We start from the raw sequence: 15607 nt of genomic DNA, 5'->3' as shown, positions 1-15607 counted from the left end.
GCCGGGCGGGCCCGCGGCCGGCCCGGCCGGCGCGCGTCCGGACCGCGGGAACCATCGCGCCGGTGCCGGACGTTGAAGGGGCGCCGGGACCGGTCCGGCACGAGAGGGTCGAGCGGGGAGGGGGGACGATGCGCGGACGGACGCTCCGGATCGCCGCCGTGCTGCTGCCCCTCGTGCAGGTCCTCCTGCTCCTGCTGCCCGCCGCCGGCGGGCTCTCCCTGGCCGACGTCGCGCTCGCCGCGACCGCCGCCGCCGGGACCGCGCTCGCCGTCTGCGCGCTCCTCGCCGCCCGCTGCGCGCCCGCCGTGCCGCCCACCCGGGTGCGCACGGCGATACGCGACCGCGACCGGCGCACGGCCTTCCTGCCCCAGCGCGACCCCGACGCCAGGGGGCGCACCAGACCCCGGGCTCCCGGACACGCCCTCCCGGCGACCGCCGCGTAGGGCACCCCTTCGGTTCTTCCGCACCCCACCACGCCCCGCTGCGGGTCGTCATGCCGCCCTTTTCCCGTACGTCCGGCACGACGAGACCCCCGGAGGGCTCACCCATGTCCGTCTTCGCCAGCCTGGTCGAGCACCTGGCCGACCTGCTCCAGCCGCTGTTCGGCACCTTCGCGGCGGCCGCCGCGATCGTCCTGTTCACCGCCTTCGTGCGACTCCTCCTCCACCCCCTGTCCCGGGCCGCCGCCCGCGGGCAGAAGGCCCGGGCGGCGCTCCAGCCGCGCATCGCCGAACTGCGCCGCAGGCACGGCCGCGACCCCGAGAAGCTGCAGCGGGCCGTACTGGAGCTGCACGCGCGGGAGAAGGTGTCGCCGCTCTCCGGCTGCCTGCCCGGCCTGCTCCAGCTGCCCGCCTTCTTCCTGCTGTACCACCTCTTCTCCAGCGGGACGATCGGTGGACGGGCCAACGAGCTGCTCGGGCACCGGCTGTTCGCGGCGCCGCTCGGCGGCAGGTGGACGGACGCGCTCGGGGACGGCGGGCTGTTCGGCGGGCCCGGACTGGTGTACGCCGGGCTGTTCGCGGTCGTCGCCGTCGTCGCCCTCTTCGGCTACCGGCTGTCCCGGCGGACGATGGCCGCCCAGGCCGCGACGGCAGGCCCGGGGGAGCAGGTGCCGGGGCTGGGGGCGGTGACCAGGGTGATGCCGTTCCTGTCCTTCTTCACGCTCGTCACCGTCGCCGTCGTACCGCTGGCCGCCGCGCTGTACGTGGTGACCAGCACGACGTGGAGCCTGGTGGAACGGGCCGCGCTGTACCGCTGAGCGCCGGGCACGCGCGGTCCAGTACGTGAACGGGGTCTTGCGGAGTGGAACACCGGACCGGAGGATCGACCAGTCCTCCGATGACTGTGCCGTGCCGCATCCGGGCCGGGGTCCATCGGGCGGACCCGCGATCGAGGGAGACGGGAAACATGAAGCTGCTGCGAGTCGGCACGGCGGGACGGGAACGGCCCGCACTGCTCGACGACGGGGGGACCCTGCGCGACCTGTCGGGTCTCGTCCCCGACATCGACGGGGCGCTGCTCGCCGACGAGGCCGCGCTCGGCCGGATCGGGGCCGCCGCCGACAGCGGCGAGCTGCCCGCGCTGGACGGGACGGGGCTGCGGATCGGGCCCCCGGTGGCGCGGATCGGGAAGATCGTCTGCATCGGGCTGAACTACCACGACCACGCCCGTGAGACGGGGGTCGAGCCGCCCGCCGAGCCGGTCGTCTTCTTCAAGGCGGCGGACACGGTCGTCGGCCCCGACGACACGGTGCTGGTGCCGCGCGGGTCGGCGAGGACCGACTGGGAGGTCGAACTGGCGGTCGTCATCGGACGTACGGCGCGGTACCTGGAGTCGGCGGAGGAAGGGCTCGCGCACGTCGCCGGGTACGCCGTCGCGCACGACGTCTCCGAGCGGGAGTTCCAGCTCGAGCGGGGCGGGACCTGGGACAAGGGGAAGAACTGCGAGACGTTCAACCCGCTGGGGCCGTGGCTGGTGACCGCCGACGAGGTCGGCGACCCGCAGGACCTGTCGCTGCGGCTGTGGGTCAACGGGGAGCTGAAGCAGGACGGGACGACCGCCGAGCAGATCTTCCCGGTGGGCGAGGTCGTGCGGTACGTCAGCCGGTTCATGACGCTGTACCCCGGTGACGTGATCAACACCGGGACGCCTGCGGGGGTGGCGATGGGGCGGCCCGAGCCGAAGCCGTACCTGCGTGCCGGGGACGTGGTCGAGCTGGAGATCTCCGGACTCGGGCGGCAGCGGCAGGAGTTCGGGCAGGCGTGAGCCCTCGGGGCGCGGGTGCGGTGTGACGGACCACGCCGCACCCGCGCCCCCGCGGCGCTACGAGCGTGCCAGGAAGGCTTCCAGGGCCTCCACCACCAGCTGGTGGTCCTGGAGCTGGGGGAGGCCCGAGACCGTCACCGCGCCGATGACGCCCACGCCCTCCACCGCGATGGGGAAGGAGCCGCCGTGGGCCGCGTAGGTGTCGGGGTCCAGGCGGGAGGACGCCTCGAACGTCGTGCCCCTGGCGCGGTAGCGGGAGCCCACCAGGTAGGAGGCGCAGCCGTAGCGCTCGACGACCCGGCGCTTGCGGGCGATCCAGGCGTCGTTGTCGGGGGCGGAGCCGGGCAGTGCGGCGTGGAAGAGCTGCTGGCCCGCGCGGTGGATGTCGATGGCGACGGGGGCCCGGCGCTCGCGCGCCATCTCCACCAGCAGGGAGCCGAGGGCCCACGCGTCGTCGTGGGTGAACCGGGGGAGGACCAGGCGGCGTTCCTGCGCCTCCAACTCCTCGACGCTCGGAGTCGGTTCGGGGGACTGCTTCGGGGTGGTCACAGGGTCACCGTAATCCCTTCCAGGGCCGACCGGCGGGCGGCCTCCAGGACGTCCAGGGCGGCGGCCGCCTCGTGCGCGGTCACCGGGTTGGGGGCGCCGGCCAGCAGGGCCTCGGCCACGGCCGCGTAGTAGGCGGGGTAGTCGCCCGGGAGGGTCGGCACGGGGTGGCCGCCGCCGGTCACCGGGGACTCCCCGGCGCCGATGCGGCCCCACAGCTCCTCGGGTTCCATGCCCCAGCCGGTGCGGGGGCGCTGGCCGTCGCGCAGGGCGGCCTCCTGGGGGTCCAGGCCGTGCTTGACGTAGCCGGCCCTCGAGCCCAGGACGCGGAAGCGCGGGCCGAGCTGGGCCGTGGTCGCCGAGACGTAGAGGTGGGAGCGGACGCCGTTCGCGTGCGTCAGCGCGAGGAACGTGTCGTCGTCGGTCAGCGCGCCCTCGCGCCGGATGTCCGCCTCGGCGTGGACGGTGGTCACCGGACCGAAGAGGACCAGCGCCTGGTCGACGACGTGGCTGCCGAGGTCGTAGAGCAGACCTCCGATCTCTGCGGGGTCGCCGGACTCCCGCCAGCCGCCCTTGAGTTGCGGGCGCCAGCGCTCGAAGCGGGACTCGAAGCGGTACACGTCGCCGAGTTCGCCCTCCTCGATCAGCTTGCGCAGGGTGAGGAAGTCGTTGTCCCAGCGGCGGTTCTGGAAGACGGAGAGGAGCAGGCCGCGCTCCTCGGCGAGCGCCGCCAGCCCGCGCGCCTCGGCCGCCGTGCCGGAGAGCGGCTTGTCGACGACGACCGGCAGTCCGGCCTCGAGGGCGGTCCGGGCGAGCGGGACGTGCGTCCTGTTCGGGGACGCGACGACGATCAGGTCCAGTTCGCCGGCGCGGGCGAACAGCTCGTCCGGGGTCGCGGCGACGCGGACGTCCGGGAACTCGGCGCGGGCCTGCCGCTGCCGCTCGGGGTTCGAGGTGACCACCGTGTCGAGCGCGAGGCCCTCGGTCGCGGCGATCAGCGGGGCGTGGAACACGGAGCCCGCGAGGCCGTAGCCGACGAGGCCGACGCGGAGGGGAGTGCCAGTCATGGCTCCTACTTTCGCAACGCTGTTGCCAAAGTGCAAGCAGCGGAGAGAATGGCCGGGTGAACAGGACGAACGACGGCATCGGCGGGGCGCGCGGCACGCACGGGACCCCGCTGGGGGTGAACCTGCTCGCCCTGCGCAGCCACAACACCGCGCTCGTGCTCGACCTGCTGCGGACCGCGGGGGCGGAGGGGATCAGCCGGCTGGAGCTCGCCGAGCGGACCGGGCTCACCCCGCAGGCGGTCAGCAAGATCACGGCCCGGCTGCGGGCGGACGGCCTGGCGGTCGAGGCGGGCCGCCGGGCGTCCACCGGCGGCAAGCCGCGCACGGTGCTGCGGCTGGTCCCGGAGGCGGGACACGCGGTGGGCGTCCACCTGGACCGGGACGAGGTGCGGGCGGTCCTGGTCGACCTCGACGGGACGGTGGTGGACCGCAGACGGGCACCGCTGGACCTGGGCGCGGGGGAGGAGGCGGTACTGGCGCGGGTGGCCGGGGTCGTCGAGGCGCTGCGGGTGCCGAGGACGGACGGGGCGGACCGGGGGGACCGGGCGCCGCTCGGGGTGGGGGTCGCGCTGCCCGGGCCGCTCGACCACGACAAGGGCGTGCTGCACCGGGTCACCGGCTTCCCCGAGTGGGACGGCTTCCCGCTGCGGGACGCGCTGGCGCGGCGGCTGGGCGTGCCGGTGGCCGTCGACAAGGACACCAACGCGGCGGCGCTGGGGCTGGCGGTCGGCGGGGAGGGGGGTTCCTTCGCCTACCTGCACCTCGGTACGGGGCTGGGGGCCGGGCTGGTGATGGGCGGGAGCGTGTACCGGGGGACCAGGACCGGTGCGGGGGAGTTCGGGCACCAGGTCATCCAGTTGGACGGGCGGCCGTGCACCTGCGGGGCTCGTGGGTGCGTCGAGGTGCTGTGCCTGGACGCCGTCGCCCGCGGTGATGTCGCCGAGGCGGCCAGGGTGCTGGGGGCGGGGGCGGCGAACCTCGTCGGGCTGCTCGACATCGATCTGGTGCTTCTCGGCGGGCGCACCGTGGCCGCCGCGCCCGAGGCGTTCGTGCGGGGGGTCGGGGCGGTTCTCGCCGCGCGGGCCCGGCGGGAGGGCGGGGGTGGGGGCAGGGGTGACGGGGGTGTGCCGGTGCGGGTCGCGCCCGGTGGGGTGCAGGGGGTCGCGGAGGGGGCGGCCCAGTTGGTGCTGGCGCCGTTGTTCGGGCGGGGGGACGCCTGACCGGAGGGGGCTTCGGCCCCCTCCGGCATCGGAGGTGGTGCGCCCTGGCGCAGCCGGCGGGCGGAGGTGCCCCTTGCCGGCGTCCGCCAGGTGCCTCCCCCGCTCTCGGCTTCCCCTCATGAGCGGGGGGACCCCCATGAGCGGGAGGACCTCCATCGCCCGGGGGTGCCTCCCAAACCCTTTCGGGCTCCGGGGGAGGCACGACCGCCCGCAGCCGCGGGCGGTCGTGTGGACCGGCCGCGGCCGGGGCGGTGGCGGCGCGTCAGCGGCCCACTGCGCAGGCGTCGCCGTTCAGCGTGAAGCGCGGGGGTGCCGTCGTGTCGCCCGTGTGCTTCGCGAGGTAGCCCAGGGTGATGCTCGCGCCCGGTGCGATCGTGGCGTTGTGGACGGCGTCGGACGCCCTGATCACGTTGCTCAGCTGGGTCAGGTCCGTGTTCCAGTCGGAGACGATCGTCTGGTCGAGGGTCAGCGGGAACTCCAGGGTCCAGCCGTTCACCGGGGTGCTGCCGGTGTTGGTGACGGTGAGGTCGACCGTCATGCCGGTGCCCCAGGCCCTCACCGTGCGGTCCACCCGGCAGGTGGGCTCCTCCCGCGAGAAGGACACCTTGTGCAGGCCGCCGGGCAGGTCGTTGACCATGTAGAACTCCCCGTCGACGGTCGTGCCGACCGACGTCACCTGCGTGGGCGTCCTGCCGATCTCGGCCTGTTCGTAGCCGCCCCGTCCGTCGGGTCGCAGCGCCCAGACCGTGGAGGAGCAGTAGTCGGTGGCGATGTACGTGCCGCCCACCAGGTCGGCGTACTCCCGGCCCCGGTACACGTGCCCGCCGATGACCGAACAGCCGCCGGTGTAGGGGGAGTAGGTGAAGACCGGCTCGGTGTACTCCCCGCCGGGCCCGCAGTCCCCGTCCGTGAACTTCTCCAGGCCCTCGTAGCAGGACCAGCCGAGGTTCAGTCCGCCCCGGCCGGGGGCGATGTGGTTGATCTCCTCCCAGTGGCCCTGGCCGACGTCGCCGATCCACATCGAGCCGTCGGCCCGGTCGAAGGAGAACCGCCACGGGTTGCGCAGCCCGTACAGCCAGATCTCCGCGCGGGCGCCGGGCGTGTCCACGAAGGGGTTGTCGGAGGGGACGCAGTACGCGAGGGAACCGCACGTGCGGCTCACGTCGATCCGCATGATCTTGCCCAGCAGGGTGTCCAGCCGCTGTCCGGAACGGAAGGGGTCACCGGAGCCCCCGCCGTCGCCGATGCTCCAGTACAGGTTGCCGTCGGGGCCGAAGGCGAGCTGGCCGCCGTTGTGGTTGTTGTACTCGGCGTGCTCCTGGGAGAGCAGCGGCTCCAGGCGGGAGTCGTCGAGCCGGTAGCGGGCGAGGGTGACCGCGCCGTCGGGCGGCGCCGTGTACGCCAGGTACAGGTCCTGGCTGTCGGCGAAGTCGGGCGGGAGGGCGATGCCGAGCAGGCCGCGCTCGTTGCCCGACTCGTCGACGGACGCGGTGATGTCGATCAGCGGGGTCCGCTCCAGACCGGTGTCCGGATGGTAGACGCGGACGGTGCCGGACTTCTCGGTGATGAACAGCCGGTCCGTGCCGTCGTCGGGGGCGACGATGGCGGTGGGGCGTCTCAGTCCGGAGGCGACCTGGGTGGTGGTCGCGCCGATCGAGGGCAGGGGGACGGTGGACGCGTCCTCCTCCTCCGTCGCCGCGGTGGCGGACGGGACGAGGGCCGGCAGCACCGCGAGCAGAGTGCACAGGACGAATGCCAGACGGAGCCGCATTCTAAGGGCATGCATATGACAAGCCACGATCTCCTTCTTTCCGTGCGCTGTCGGCGACCGATGAACGGGGCTGTGGGGGCACAGGGAGGTGTGGGAGCGCTCCCGCCACCTCAGGCTGCGACGCACACGCCACAGCGGCAACACGTGTTTGCGCCACTTTCGCGCCGCCCGGCGCGAACACCCCTCCCGCCCCGCCGCCACCGAACCGCCCGTCCGCCCGCAAGCCGGGCCGCATCCGGCGTTCCCTCAAGATCCGGAGCTGTTTAGGCTGGGGCGCACGCAGGACCACGTACGGCAGGAGATCCCGCACATGGCAGACCGCAAGCCGATCGAATCGTGGCTCACCGACATGGACGGGGTGCTGATCCACGAGGGCGTACCGATCCCCGGCGCCGACGCCTTCATCAAGAAGCTGCGCGAGTCGGCCAAGCCCTTCCTGGTCCTCACCAACAACTCGATCTACACCCCGCGCGACCTGCACGCCCGGCTGCGCCGCATGGGCCTGGAGGTGCCGATCGAGAACATCTGGACCTCCGCCCTCGCCACCGCCAAGTTCCTCGACGACCAGCGCCCCAACGGCTCGGCGTACGTCATCGGCGAGGCCGGTCTGACCACCGCGCTGCACGACATCGGCTACATCCTCACCGACCACGAGCCCGACTACGTGGTCCTCGGGGAGACCCGCACCTACTCCTTCGAGGCGATGACGAAGGCGGTCCGCCTCATCAACGACGGCGCCCGCTTCATCTGCACCAACCCCGACGAGACCGGCCCCTCCACCGAGGGCCCGCTCCCCGCGACCGGCGCGGTGGCCGCGCTCATCACCAAGGCGACCGGCAAGCAGCCGTACTTCGCCGGCAAGCCGAACCCCCTGATGATGCGCACCGGGCTCAACACCCTCGGGGCCCACTCCGAGAGCAGCGCGATGATCGGCGACCGGATGGACACCGACGTGCTGGCCGGCATCGAGGCCGGGATGCAGACCTTCCTGGTGCTCACCGGCCTGACCCGGACCGAGCAGGTGGAGAACTTCCCCTACCGGCCGTCCAAGGTCGTGGACTCCATCGCGGACCTCGTCGACCTGGTCTGACGCCGCGCGCCCCCACCGGCCTCCCGTACGGCGCGCCGCCCCGGCACGCCGTGACGGCCGGTGGACGGGGCCGGTTCGACCGCGGGGGCGTCGCGGGGCGTGTGCCAGGATTGGGGCTCGGAGCACAGGGAACGACGTGCACCTGAAGGGGGCTCGATGCACGGCAGCAGGGGGGTCGGGGCGCTCGCCGGGAGGCGGGCGTCCGCGGTGGCGCTGGGGGCGGCACTGCTGATCACCGGGTGTTCGTCCGCGGACGACGAGGGGGCCGGGGTGGGGATCACCCAGCAGCCGAAGGAGTCGAACCCGTTCTGGGTCAACCCGGACGGCACCGCCGCACGCCAGGTCGCCGAACTGCTGGAGGACGGCGAGAAGGAGCAGGCCGACCGGATCCGCGAGATCGCCCGGCAGCCCGTCGGCGAGTGGATCAGCCCGGAGGACCCCGAGGAACAGGCCCGCGGCTTCACCGAGGCCGCGGACGAGGCGGACCGCACCGCGCTGCTGGTCCTCTACAACATCCCGCACCGCGACTGCGGCCAGTACTCACGGGGCGGCGCCGCCGACGGCGACGCCTACCGCGCCTTCGTCGACGCTGTAGCCCGGGGCATCGGGGACCGCCCGGCGACCGTGATCCTGGAACCCGACGCGGTGCTCCACCTGGTGGACGGCTGCACCCCGGACGAGTTCCACGAGGAGCGCTACGACCTCCTCAAGGGCGCCGTGGCCACGCTGAAGGGCCTGAAGAACACCAAGGTCTACCTGGACGCGGGCAACGCCGGCTGGGGCGACCCCGACCAGATCCACGAGCCGCTGAAGTGGGCGGGCGTCGAGCAGGCCGACGGCTTCTCGGTGAACGTCTCCAACTTCTACTCCACCGAGAAGTCCATCGCCTACGGCAAGCGGCTCTCCGCCGAGGTCGGCGGCAAGCCCTTCGTCATCGACACCAGCCGCAACGGCAACGGCCCCTACACCGAGGGCGCCGCGGACGAACGCTGGTGCAACCCGCCCGGCCGCGCCCTCGGCGAGACCCCGACGACGAAGACGGCCGACCCCCTGGTCGACGCCTACCTGTGGATCAAGCGCCCGGGGGAGTCGGACGGCGAGTGCAAGGGCGGCCCGAAGGCGGGCGAGTGGTGGCCCGAGTACGCGCTGAAACTGACGGAGGAGTCGACGCCCTGAGGGAGGGCGCGGGAAGCACGGCGCCCCCGCGCCCGGCCACGCGTCCGCGGGAGCGCTACGGCACCCGCACCCACTGCGCCTTGCTGGGCACGCCCTCCCCGTCGTTGACGAACAGCATGTACCACCCCGACTGCACCAGGTTCCCGTTCTCCGGCACCGTCACGGTGATCTTGTCCCCGTCGGTCGTGAAGTCCAGCGCGATCGACCGCTGGTCCACGTCCGTGACGTGCGTGGACGCGCTCGGCCGGATCAGCCGCACGCTCCTCACCGACGCCGCGTCCGCCGAGGTGAACGTGGCGGAACCGCCGCGCTCGACGGTCTTCGGCCCGCCCGACAGGTCGGGCTGCCCGGTGTCGCCGTACAGGTACGGCGGCGTGTAGATCTCGATGCGCTGTTCGAACGTGCCCGGCTTGGTGTTGGCCTTGTCGGCGTAGAGCGAGTCGGAGCCGAAGACCATCACCCGGCCGTCGGGCAGCAGGATCGAGCCCGAGTGGTAGTTGCGGCCCACCAGCGGGTCGGCGACCCGCCGGAACTCGTTCTTCCCGGTGTCGTAGATCCGCGCCTCGAGGATGTTGGAGTCGCCGCGGCCCCGGTAGTCCTCCGAGCCGCCGGTGACCAGCACCTCGTCGTTCGGCAGGATCGACACCTGCGGGTAGCGGGTGCCCTTGTCCAGGGACGGTCCGTCGACGAACTCCGGCTCGTCGGCCTTGAGGTCGACGATCCGGGTCTTCTCGCTGGAGCGCTCGGACTCGCCGACCCCGCCGCCGCCGATCACCATGTACCTCTCGTCCTGCGCCGGCGGCAGCAGCACCGTGCCGGACGTCTCCATCAGGTCCGGGTCGCTCAGCCCGGGGACCTTCTCGAACGTGTTGGTCTCCACGTCCCAGACGCCCGGGTCGCGGCCCACGTCGTCCGGTCCGTAGCCGGCGTTCGACCCCGAGTAGAAGACCTTGCCGTTCTGCATCAGGAACAGCGCCGGGTACGTCGGGAACTGGCGGACCTTCTCGGTGTAGGCCCACTTTCCGGTCTGCGGGTCGTAGACCTCGTTCTTGCCCGGGACCAGCTGACCGATGTCGTCGAGGCCGGAGACGCTGAGGATCCTGCCGTCGCTCAGGGTGGTGAGCGTCGGGTACCAGCGGGCCTCCTTCATCGGGTCGACCTTGATGTACTTCTCGGCGACCGGGTCGAACTCGTAGGCGTCCCGGATGCCCTGGAAGTCCTTCTTGTCCATGGCGAGCTTCTCGGCGATGCCGTACGTGTTGCGCGCGTCGGCGCCGGTCAGGCCGTGCACCCTGTAGTTCTCCTGGGTGCCGGTCTCGTACTCGGCGCCGTCCTTCTGCGCCTCGACGTAGATGCGGCCGACGCCCGGGGTGGTGCCCAGGAACGCGCCGGTGGCCGGGTCGAACTCCTTCTCGGCGCGCGGGACGAGCACCGGGTCCTTCGAGACGAAGGTCTTGCCGTTCTCCTTGCCGGTGAACTTCGTGCCGGCGGGCAGGGTGATCGGCTCGTCCGGGTTCTCGTTGTGGACGAGCATCAGGCCGCCGGCCTTCTTCACGTCACCCTGGAGCTTCTCGTACCGCTTGGTGCCGCCCGCGATCAGCAGGTTGCCGTTGGCGAGCTGGGTGTGGCCGGTGCAGAACAGGTCGGTGGGCGTCGGCACCTTCTTGACGGTCCCCTTGACGGGGTCCCAGATCCGGGTGTCGTACCTCTTCGCGTCGAAGTTGTCCTGGTCGTTGCCCGACCCCGCGACGAGCAGCACCTTGCCGGTGCGCAGCAGCGCCGCGTGGATGGTGTTCTGCCGGTACTCCTCGGGGAACTCGACGATCTCCCACTTGCCGTGGGCGGCCTTGTACCCGGGCTGGTCGATCCTGTACTGGTGGTACTTCTCGGTGCCGAAGCGGTACAGCCACGGCCCGTTCATCCCGGCCAGCGCCAGCGCCACCGCCGTGCCCATCGCGATCCGACGGGCCCGACGGCGGCCTGCACGGTCCTTCATTCCTTACGTCCCCCAAGTCCACCCAGGGCGATTTGCATGGTCTGGTCGTCGCCGGGGGCGCCGCCCCCGGTCCCTCCCGGCCCCTCGGGGCCCGCTGCCTCGCCCGGTGCGCCGTGCGGGCCGGCCCAGGTGGGCCGGGCGTGCGGCCGGTGCGGGGCGTGCTGCTGCTGCGGCATCTGCGGCATCTGCGGCATCTGCGGCGGCTGCGGCGGCTGCGGCGCCCCGGCGGGGCCCGGCCGTCCGCCCGCGGCGTGCGCGCCGGGCTTCTTCCGGCCCTGCCGCATGCCGTGCCGCCAGGCGAACATCGGCGCGGCGGTGATCAGCAGGGCGAAGGTCGCCCAGGTCACCATCGCCGGGTGCGCGTGCCCGTAGAGGAGGCCCGCGGCGATGGAGCCGGCGAAGACCAGGATGAAGTACCAGTGGTACCGGAAGGTCCCGAACCAGGTGTCCGGGCTGGCCGAGTCGCCCTTCGGGGTGACCACGAACCTGCTCTTCCTGCGCAGGACGGAGTCGATCAGAGCCTTCGCGTACAGCGGCGCCGACAGCGCGGACATCACCATGCCGGCCACACCGCCGGAGCCCTCCGGCTCGTGCGGCGAGACGTTGTGCCGGCGGTTCCAGACGTACAGGCCGATCTGCAGGGCGGAGGCGTTGCCGTAGAGCATCAGCCAGACCGTGGGGTCGATGTTCACGCCCGAGGCGCCCAGGCCCAGGAACAGCGCGCAGCTCAGCGCCGCCAGGATCCAGTTCAGGGCCGACATCGGATAGAAGACGATCATCATCGTGTAGTTGAAGAGCTTGCTCGGCGGGAGCGAGTACCAGCCCTTCCAGTACTGCTTGAGGATCGTCTCGTACGTACCGCGCGACCAGCGCATCTGCTGGGTGAAGAAGTCGGTCCAGGCGTTGGGCCCCTCACCGACCGCGAGCACGTCCGGGGTGTAGACCGAGCGCCACTTCCTCCCCGTCGCCGGGTTCCTGTGGCGGTGCATCTCGAAGCCGGTCGCCATGTCCTCGGTGATCGAGTCGTACAGACCGCCGATCTGCTTCAGCGCCGTGATGCGCACGGCGTTGGAGGTGCCCACGAACATCGGCGAGCCGTAGCGGTTGCCGGCGCGCTGGATCAGCGCGTGGAAGAGGAACTGCTGGGACTCGGCGGCCTTGGTGACGAAGTTGTCGTAGTTGCCGTAGACCTGCGGGCCGATGACGAAGCCGACGTCCGGGTCGCGGAAGAAGCCGAGCATCCGCTCCAGGTAGTTCGGCAGCGGCACGTGGTCGGTGTCGACGGAGGCGAAGAAGTCGTAGTCGTCGCCGTGCGCCTCCAGCCAGGCGTTGTAGTTGCCGTGCTTGGTCCTGGCGCGGTGCGCGCCCTTCTCCTGGTTCCACTTCGCGACGCCCTTGCGGGAGAAGTGGTGCACGCCGAGCCGGGCGCAGACCTCCTTCACCGCGGGGTCGTCGCCCTCGTCGAGCAGCCAGACGTGCATCAGGCCCCGGTGGCGGATCCGCACGGCCGCCTCCAGGGTCTTCGTCACCATCTCCAGCGGCTCCTTGCCGGGGACGAAGGAGGTGAGGAAGGCGACCCGGGTGCCGGTCTCGGGCACCACCGGGACCGGATCGCGGGCGACCAGCGTGGCGTGCGCGTTCGACAGCACGTTCATGCAGCGGAAGAACTCGATCAGACCGATCGAGACGAGCATGACGACGTCGAGGGCGGGCAGCCAGTCGTGAGCCGGGTGGTCCCGCTCGGTCCAGTGCGAGGGCTGCAGCAGCCAGAACAGCAGGACCAGCGACAGCACCGGCGCGGCGACCAGCATCAGGGCGATCCGGATGCGGTGCGGCTCCTGGGAGATCAGCGAGCGGTACCGCACCGTGTACGGCCGGTTCGGATCGGGCTGGGTGAGGGGGCCCGCGAGCCGGCTGTAGTGCTCGTAGTCGTATTTCGGCAGCGCCTTCTTGATCCGGCGGAACGTCCCCGTGTTCCAGTTCCGGTGGCCGGGCACCCTGAGCTGGGTGGTCCGGGACGAGTCGTCGTCCCGCTGGGCGCCGGTCGGCGTCGACGTCATGAGTCATCCCCCCAGCACACGGTGGTCACCGTGTGCTTCCTCGCTTCCTCGCGTCCGCTCCGGCCCCCCTCGGCCGTCCCGGACGCATCAGTGGTGGACCGCTGCCTCCACGCCACGCACACCTTATAGACACGGCGCGGATGCGTTCCGGTTGCATGATGCCCCCCGCGGCACCGCTCCATGATGGGGGACCCCGGGCCCCGCACCACCGACAACCGGTTTCTCGACCACCAACCGCCACGAAACCACGACGATGCGAAGGACCCGGGTCTATGGTGCCCATCGTGATCGCATGGTGCGAAACACGGTGTTCACCGGTCATACGGGTCCATTGCGGCCAGTGGGGAGGCGCTGGGGGCCGGTGGTGCATACGTACGCCGAGGGGGTCGCGTTCAACGGGCGCCGGACGGGATCCGGCCAAAAACCGACGGGCCCCTCGTCTGCACGAGGAGCCCGTCTGTCGGTGCGCCGCCAGGGACTCGAACCCCGGACCCGCTGATTAAGAGTCAGCTGCTCTAACCAACTGAGCTAGCGGCGCGCGCTGACGGCGTAACTCTACAGGAGCCCGGAGGGTGCTCCGTACCGCCGGCCGCCCGGCGGCCGTCCGCGGTGCACCTTCGGTACCGGCCCGGTCCACCGTCCGTACATCATTCGGACCGTCAACATGCGCGTGCGGAGGACCGTTGCGAAAATGGCCGTCGTGCACGGACGTGACGAAATCGGCCCGGAGTGTGAGGGGAATCGCATGGAGTCTCCGGTATTCGAGGACATCGATCCGGCGGACGACTGCGACTGCCCCGGCTGCGCGCACTGGCGACGCGTTCTGCCGCATTCCGGGAGCGGCCGTTTCGCCGGTCATCCGGCGGCGCGCCGCACCGCGTTCGTCATGGCCGCCGTGACCTCGGCCGCGGTCGCCGCCCCCGCGGTCCCCGCGGTCGCCGTCCCCGGGGTCCAGCAGGCCGCCGGTCCGGACGTTCCAGCAGGTGAGGGCCCTGTGACCCCGCAGGGGAGACGGGCCCCGCTGCACGGCCCGGGCGGTCGGGCGGCCCCGCCCGCGAGCCCCCCGCGCACCGTGCGGGCGCCCGCGATCACCCGCGCGGACATCATCGAGCGGGCCCGGAGCTGGGTCACCCGGAAGGTTCCGTACGGCGTGGGCTCGTACGGGTCCGACGGTTACCGGCAGGACTGTTCGGGTTATGTCTCGATGGCCTGGCGGCTTCCCGGTAACGAATGGACCGGCAGTCTCGGGAAATACGCCAAGAGAATCACCAAAGAGGAACTCCAGCCGGGTGACGTGCTGTTGTTCCACAATGCCGCCGACCCGTACGGCGGATCCCACGTCGTCCTTTTCGGCGGCTGGGCGGACGCCGCCCGCTCCCGGTACGTCGCCTACGAGCAGACCGCGCCGCACACCCGCCGGAGGACCACCCCGTACGCCTACTGGAGCAACTCCGCGCGCTACGTCCCCTACCGCTACAAGGGGGTGAGCGACGGCGCGGGAGGGGCCGGGGCGCCCCTCCCGGCGGGCCGGACCCCGTTCCCCGGAGTGGCCTATTTCGGCCCCGGCGCGGAGAACCGTTACGTCGCCGAACTCGGCCGGATGCTCGTCGCGCGCGGCGGCGGACGCTTCTACTCCGCATCTCCCGGGGCGCGCTGGACGGAGGCGGACCGCAGGGCGACCCGGGCGTTCCAGGAGGCCCAGGGGTGGAGCGGGGCGGCGGCGGACGGGCTTCCGGGCCCCTCGACCTGGGAGCTGCTGGTCTCCGGGGAGGGCCGGGACATTCCAAACGGAGATTCCGCTTCCGGATCTGGCGGCCCGTCGGGCGCCCCCTCCTCGCACGGGGTGCCGGGCTATCCGGGCCGCGCGCTGTTCCGGCCCGGCGCCGTCAACGACCACGTCACGCGGCTGGGGAGGCGGCTGGTGGAGAAGGGGTTCGGCCGGTACTACACGAAGGGGCCGGGGCCGCGCTGGAGCGAGGCGGACCGCCGCAACGTGCGGGACTTCCAGCGGGCCCAGGGCTGGCGCGGCGGCGCGGCGGACGGCTACCCGGGCCCGGAGACCTGGCGGCGGCTCTTCGCATGACCCGTCCCGGGCGCCGGGAACCCCCCGGCGCCCGTCCCCCGACGTGACCGACGTGACGCATCTGGCGCGGAGGCTGGAGGCACGCATGACCATGACGACACCCCCCGTCCCCGAGAACCTCCCCGAACCCGGCGGTCCGGTGGACGGGGATCCGGCGGCCGTCCGGCCGGTCCGGCTGATCCACGCCGAGTCCACCACCGAGATCCCCGTCCACCTGCTGTTCCGCGACGCCCCCGCACCGGCGCCGGTGCGGCTGGAGCCGGCGGTCGTCACCCGCCGGCCGGACGCGGAGGGGCCGCTCCCCCCGGGGCGGACCACGGGGGAGCGGCCCCG

At 72.4% G+C, this 15607-nt stretch carries 12 protein-coding genes, 1 tRNA gene and 1 pseudogene; 8 read left to right on the top strand and 6 right to left on the bottom strand.

Going from position 1 to position 15607, the window contains the following annotated elements:
• The first annotated feature begins 128 nt into the window (after positions 1–128).
• From ABTY20_RS32810 to ABTY20_RS32800, 3 genes are all read left to right on the top strand, one after another.
• Positions 129–443 carry a DUF6412 domain-containing protein gene (locus ABTY20_RS32810; protein WP_352000794.1) on the top strand — a complete coding sequence of 105 codons (315 nt, stop codon included), beginning with the start codon at positions 129–131 and terminating at the stop codon, positions 441–443.
• Positions 444–547: 104 nt separating this feature from the next.
• Positions 548–1258, top strand: a complete 711-nt coding sequence (locus ABTY20_RS32805) for a YidC/Oxa1 family membrane protein insertase (RefSeq protein WP_352000793.1) — start codon at positions 548–550, stop codon at positions 1256–1258.
• A 149-nt stretch (positions 1259–1407) separates the two neighbouring features.
• On the top strand, positions 1408–2265 hold the full coding sequence (locus ABTY20_RS32800) for a fumarylacetoacetate hydrolase family protein (RefSeq protein ID WP_352000792.1): 858 nt from the start codon (positions 1408–1410) through the stop codon (positions 2263–2265).
• Between the two features lie 57 nt (positions 2266–2322).
• On the opposite strand, the gene ABTY20_RS32795 is transcribed toward ABTY20_RS32800, so the two are convergent.
• Positions 2323–2814, bottom strand: coding sequence for a heme-degrading domain-containing protein (locus ABTY20_RS32795; RefSeq protein WP_352000791.1), 492 nt, complete (start codon positions 2812–2814; stop codon positions 2323–2325).
• Positions 2811–3878, bottom strand: a complete 1068-nt coding sequence (locus tag ABTY20_RS32790) for a Gfo/Idh/MocA family protein (protein ID WP_352000790.1) — start codon at positions 3876–3878, stop codon at positions 2811–2813. The genes ABTY20_RS32795 and ABTY20_RS32790 overlap by 4 nt, the downstream gene beginning before the upstream one ends.
• A 56-nt stretch (positions 3879–3934) precedes the next feature.
• Here ABTY20_RS32790 and ABTY20_RS32785 point away from each other — a divergent pair, with 56 nt between their 5' ends.
• Entirely contained in the window at positions 3935–5098 is a 1164-nt protein-coding gene (locus ABTY20_RS32785; protein WP_502991942.1) for an ROK family transcriptional regulator, read from the top strand.
• A gap of 262 nt (positions 5099–5360) precedes the next feature.
• On the opposite strand, the gene ABTY20_RS32780 is transcribed toward ABTY20_RS32785, so the two are convergent.
• Complete coding sequence (locus tag ABTY20_RS32780; protein ID WP_352000789.1) at positions 5361–6869, bottom strand: PQQ-dependent sugar dehydrogenase; 1509 nt, start codon at positions 6867–6869, stop codon at positions 5361–5363.
• 310 nt (positions 6870–7179) lie between these two features.
• Here ABTY20_RS32780 and ABTY20_RS32775 point away from each other — a divergent pair, with 310 nt between their 5' ends.
• Entirely contained in the window at positions 7180–7959 is a 780-nt protein-coding gene (locus ABTY20_RS32775; RefSeq protein WP_352000788.1) for an HAD-IIA family hydrolase, read from the top strand.
• Between the two features lie 156 nt (positions 7960–8115).
• Positions 8116–9135, top strand: coding sequence for a glycoside hydrolase family 6 protein (locus tag ABTY20_RS32770; RefSeq protein WP_352000787.1), 1020 nt, complete (start codon positions 8116–8118; stop codon positions 9133–9135).
• Between the two features lie 55 nt (positions 9136–9190).
• Here the strand turns inward: ABTY20_RS32770 and glxA are convergent, their stop codons facing one another.
• From glxA to ABTY20_RS32755, 3 genes are all read right to left on the bottom strand, one after another.
• Positions 9191–11131, bottom strand: a complete 1941-nt coding sequence (glxA, locus tag ABTY20_RS32765) for a radical copper oxidase GlxA (protein ID WP_352000786.1) — start codon at positions 11129–11131, stop codon at positions 9191–9193.
• A complete protein-coding gene (locus tag ABTY20_RS32760) occupies positions 11128–13191 on the bottom strand; it encodes a glycosyltransferase family 2 protein (RefSeq protein WP_352000785.1) in 2064 nt (687 codons plus the stop codon). The genes glxA and ABTY20_RS32760 overlap by 4 nt, the downstream gene beginning before the upstream one ends.
• A 464-nt stretch (positions 13192–13655) precedes the next feature.
• Positions 13656–13729: transfer RNA gene (locus ABTY20_RS32755), tRNA-Lys, on the bottom strand.
• A gap of 207 nt (positions 13730–13936) precedes the next feature.
• Between ABTY20_RS32755 and ABTY20_RS32750 the strand changes: the two genes are divergently transcribed.
• Both ABTY20_RS32750 and ABTY20_RS32745 read left to right on the top strand, forming a co-directional pair.
• Positions 13937–15274 (top strand): peptidoglycan-binding protein, encoded by a 1338-nt coding sequence (locus tag ABTY20_RS32750; RefSeq protein WP_352000784.1) that lies wholly within the window; start codon positions 13937–13939, stop codon positions 15272–15274.
• Between the two features lie 85 nt (positions 15275–15359).
• Positions 15360–15607: pseudogene (locus ABTY20_RS32745) on the top strand (SPFH domain-containing protein); the annotation flags it as partial.

The sequence above is a fragment of the Streptomyces sp. NPDC126497 genome (assembly GCF_040302425.1).
Lineage (GTDB): Bacteria > Actinomycetota > Actinomycetes > Streptomycetales > Streptomycetaceae > Streptomyces.
This window is presented reverse-complemented; position numbering and strand designations above follow the sequence as displayed.

Coding starts and splice junctions, on each gene's coding strand:
- ABTY20_RS32775 (WP_352000788.1), top strand. CDS start 7,180: ATGGCAGACCGCAAGCCGATCGAATCGTGGCTCACCGACATGGACGGG.
- ABTY20_RS32800 (WP_352000792.1), top strand. CDS start 1,408: ATGAAGCTGCTGCGAGTCGGCACGGCGGGACGGGAACGGCCCGCACTG.
- ABTY20_RS32780 (WP_352000789.1), bottom strand. CDS start 6,869: ATGCGGCTCCGTCTGGCATTCGTCCTGTGCACTCTGCTCGCGGTGCTG.
- ABTY20_RS32750 (WP_352000784.1), top strand. CDS start 13,937: ATGGAGTCTCCGGTATTCGAGGACATCGATCCGGCGGACGACTGCGAC.
- ABTY20_RS32805 (WP_352000793.1), top strand. CDS start 548: ATGTCCGTCTTCGCCAGCCTGGTCGAGCACCTGGCCGACCTGCTCCAG.
- ABTY20_RS32790 (WP_352000790.1), bottom strand. CDS start 3,878: ATGACTGGCACTCCCCTCCGCGTCGGCCTCGTCGGCTACGGCCTCGCG.
- ABTY20_RS32770 (WP_352000787.1), top strand. CDS start 8,116: ATGCACGGCAGCAGGGGGGTCGGGGCGCTCGCCGGGAGGCGGGCGTCC.
- ABTY20_RS32810 (WP_352000794.1), top strand. CDS start 129: ATGCGCGGACGGACGCTCCGGATCGCCGCCGTGCTGCTGCCCCTCGTG.
- glxA (WP_352000786.1), bottom strand. CDS start 11,131: ATGAAGGACCGTGCAGGCCGCCGTCGGGCCCGTCGGATCGCGATGGGC.
- ABTY20_RS32760 (WP_352000785.1), bottom strand. CDS start 13,191: ATGACGTCGACGCCGACCGGCGCCCAGCGGGACGACGACTCGTCCCGG.